This window comes from Methylobacterium aquaticum, from assembly GCF_001043915.1.
Taxonomy (GTDB): Bacteria; Pseudomonadota; Alphaproteobacteria; order Rhizobiales; family Beijerinckiaceae; genus Methylobacterium; species Methylobacterium aquaticum.
On the sequence record NZ_LABX01000180.1, the window covers coordinates 1 to 2798 of the forward strand.

The 2798-nt window shown below is 60.1% G+C and carries 2 protein-coding genes; both read right to left on the bottom strand.

The genetic code is table 11. The features are described from left to right. Positions 1-330 precede the first annotated feature (330 nt). The gene (locus VP06_RS22310; RefSeq protein ID WP_048465990.1) at positions 331-2418 is read right to left on the bottom strand and encodes a methyl-accepting chemotaxis protein; all 2088 of its coding nucleotides are present in this window, start codon (positions 2416-2418) and stop codon (positions 331-333) included. A gap of 187 nt (positions 2419-2605) precedes the next feature. Further along, on the bottom strand, positions 2606-2798 hold a 193-nt coding region (locus VP06_RS35195), incomplete at its 5' end, for a helix-turn-helix domain-containing protein (RefSeq protein ID WP_156295719.1).

Genomic DNA, 2798 nt, shown 5'->3' on the forward strand with positions numbered 1-2798 from the left:
CGCCTGGAGACGTATTTCCAATTTAGCTCCAAGGGCTTGCTCCTGTTCCAGCCCAGGGTCCCACTTCGGTGTCGATCCACAGACTTGGCCCGCATCATGGATCAGTCCGGGCATCGCGATACCCGGACCGTCGTCGGCTATATCCGCCGGGCGAACGCCTTCAAGGGGCACTCGGGGAGCGGATTCCTGTAGTCCGTTTGGAAAGATGTCTCTAGATACAAGATGTGGTACAAAATTGGCTTATTCAATACCACATTTCGTATACGGAAGAGTTTTCCCTAACATACTCCGAGGATAAAGGCGCTGTATTTTTGTCCTCAAGACCCAAAGTCACGCAGCCCGCACGGTGGCAAGGAAGCGATCAACCTCGGCCGAGAGATGCTCGGACTGGCGCGACAGTTCAGAGGCAGAGGCCAGTACCTGAGCAGCAGCTGTGCCTGTTTCTTCAGCGGCGCCGGCTACACTCGCGATGTTGTTCGTCACCTCGCCGGTGCCGGCAGACGCCTGGGAGACGTTGCGGACGATCTCCTGCGTTGCCGCGCCCTGCTCCTCCACCGCCGCGGCGATAGAGGTCGCGACGCCCGAGATCTCCTCGATCCGCTTGGTGATCCCGCTGATCGCCCCAACCGCCTGGCCGGTGGTGGCTTGGATCGCCGCGATCTGGCTCGTGATCTCTTCAGTCGCCCGTGCCGTCTGGCCGGCCAGTTCCTTGACCTCGGCCGCCACGACAGCGAAGCCGCGGCCGGCGCCTCCGGCGCGGGCAGCTTCGATCGTGGCGTTCAAAGCCAGCAGGTTGGTCTGGGCCGCGATTGACGAGATCAGCCCGACCACGTTGCCGATGCGGGCCGTAGCCTCGGTGAGCGCGCGAACCTGATGCGCAGTTTGCCCGGCCTCGACCACAGCAGCGTCGGCGAGTCGGGCCGAGCTGTCGACCTGGCGGCCGATCTCCTGGACTGACGCGCCAAGCTCTTCGGCCGCCGCTGCCACAGTGCCGACATTTGAGGCCGCCTGCTCGGCTGCCGCGGCCACTGCGCCAGACTGGGTCGCGGTCTGCGTCGCAGTGGTAGTCATAACCTGGGCGGTGGCCTGCAGCTCGGTGGCAGCAGCGGAGACCTGACCGACGATACCGCCGACCGCCCTTTCGAACGCATCTGCCATCTGGTGCATGCCGGCCTTGCGCTGCTCCTCGGCCGAGGCACGGGCGAAGGCTGTTTCTGCCTCCAGCGCCTTCGTGCGGATCAGATTGTCCTTGAACACCTCGACCGTCCGCGCCATCGCGCCGATCTCGTCGCGACGCTTTACGCTCGGCACGATGGTCTCAAGACGTCCATTCGCGATGTGCTCCATTGCCCCTGCTAGGCTAAGGATTCCGCGCACAATACGACGCTGCACGATCAAAGCCGCGCTCAATACCAGAAACACAACCACGCCGGTCAGGAGCACGGAGAGCATGAAGGTCGTCTGCGACGCCTCTGCGTGCAGGCGCGACTGCACTACGACGTCGTCCATCACTGCGAGGGCCATATCGACGATGGATGCTTGGCCGGCGAAGAGACCGGACGACCATGCCGCGGGATCCATCGACATTTTCTTGCCCTCGGAGGCCGCCGCGACCGCCTCCTTACGCATTTGCTTGAGCGAACCGGAGAAGTACAGGGTGTTGCCACGGGCATAGCTATCCCGCACAGCCTGACCGACGTCGGTGGCCGCGATCATTCGTCCGACGATGGTCCAGGCCAACTCGGACTGGGCGTCGTTCTCGCGGACCTCGTTGCTCTCCACGGTGGTCAGGGTCCGATCCCCGGCGAAGGCATCGTTGACGAGGAAGCCAAAACGACCGCTCGTCGTCCGGGTCAGCCACGTCGTCGCCCGGGTATTGAGCAGGACGCCCAGACCCGGTTCGAGGGCCTCGATTTCGGCGTCTATTTTATTGGAGGTACTCTGCAATATCCCGAGTATCTTTTCTCCAAGGTCGTTCATACGCTTGGACAATGTTTTGTCCCGGCTGGCTAGGCTCTGCTCGAAGGCGGCATCGACCTCGGGCCGCAGCCGCCGCCATTCCACGATGAGCGAGCCGATCTCGGTCCCGGTTGCGGCCATCTTCGGCAGGAAGGTCAGAGTCCGCACCGCGGCGTCCATGGCTGCATCGAACGGCGCCCTGGCATCGGTGGAGTTCTGCCGGCGCTGGCGGTTGGTGCTTGGCTCCATCGCCAGGGCATTCAACCCATAGCCTCGCTCGAGCCTCATCTGCGACAGACCGACGAACAAATTGCGGTCAAGGACTGCAAGATTGGCGGCAGCATTGGCAGTTGTGTTTTTATTAAACGCTACTATCAGCATTCGTGACGATAATGCGATTGATAAAGCACCAATTGAAATAAAAATAAACAGGAGAATATTGCGAATGCTAAATATCATATCAGCCACCCATCTTGCGAGATACCACACTCGCCTAGGAAATCATTTAATAGTTAATATATTAATATATAATAATAGCGAAAATGTTTTCGCAAATATTATAACAAATAGATCTAAGATTGTTGCAATTCTATATAATAAAACTTTTAGTAGAAAATGTTCAAGGTGCGATCGTGATAGGTAGGTGTTACCCGGTGTGCCGGCGCGTCTCGGTCGGCGTGCAGCCGAAGCGCCGACGGTAGCGCTGCGCGAAGTCGCCCATGTGCACGAAGCCCCAGCGGCGCGCCACATCGGCGACCGATCGGTCCGCGTTGTCCGGGGAGGCAAGATCCGCATGGACCCGCTGCATGCGCCTCTCAATGATGAAGGCCAGGGGCGTC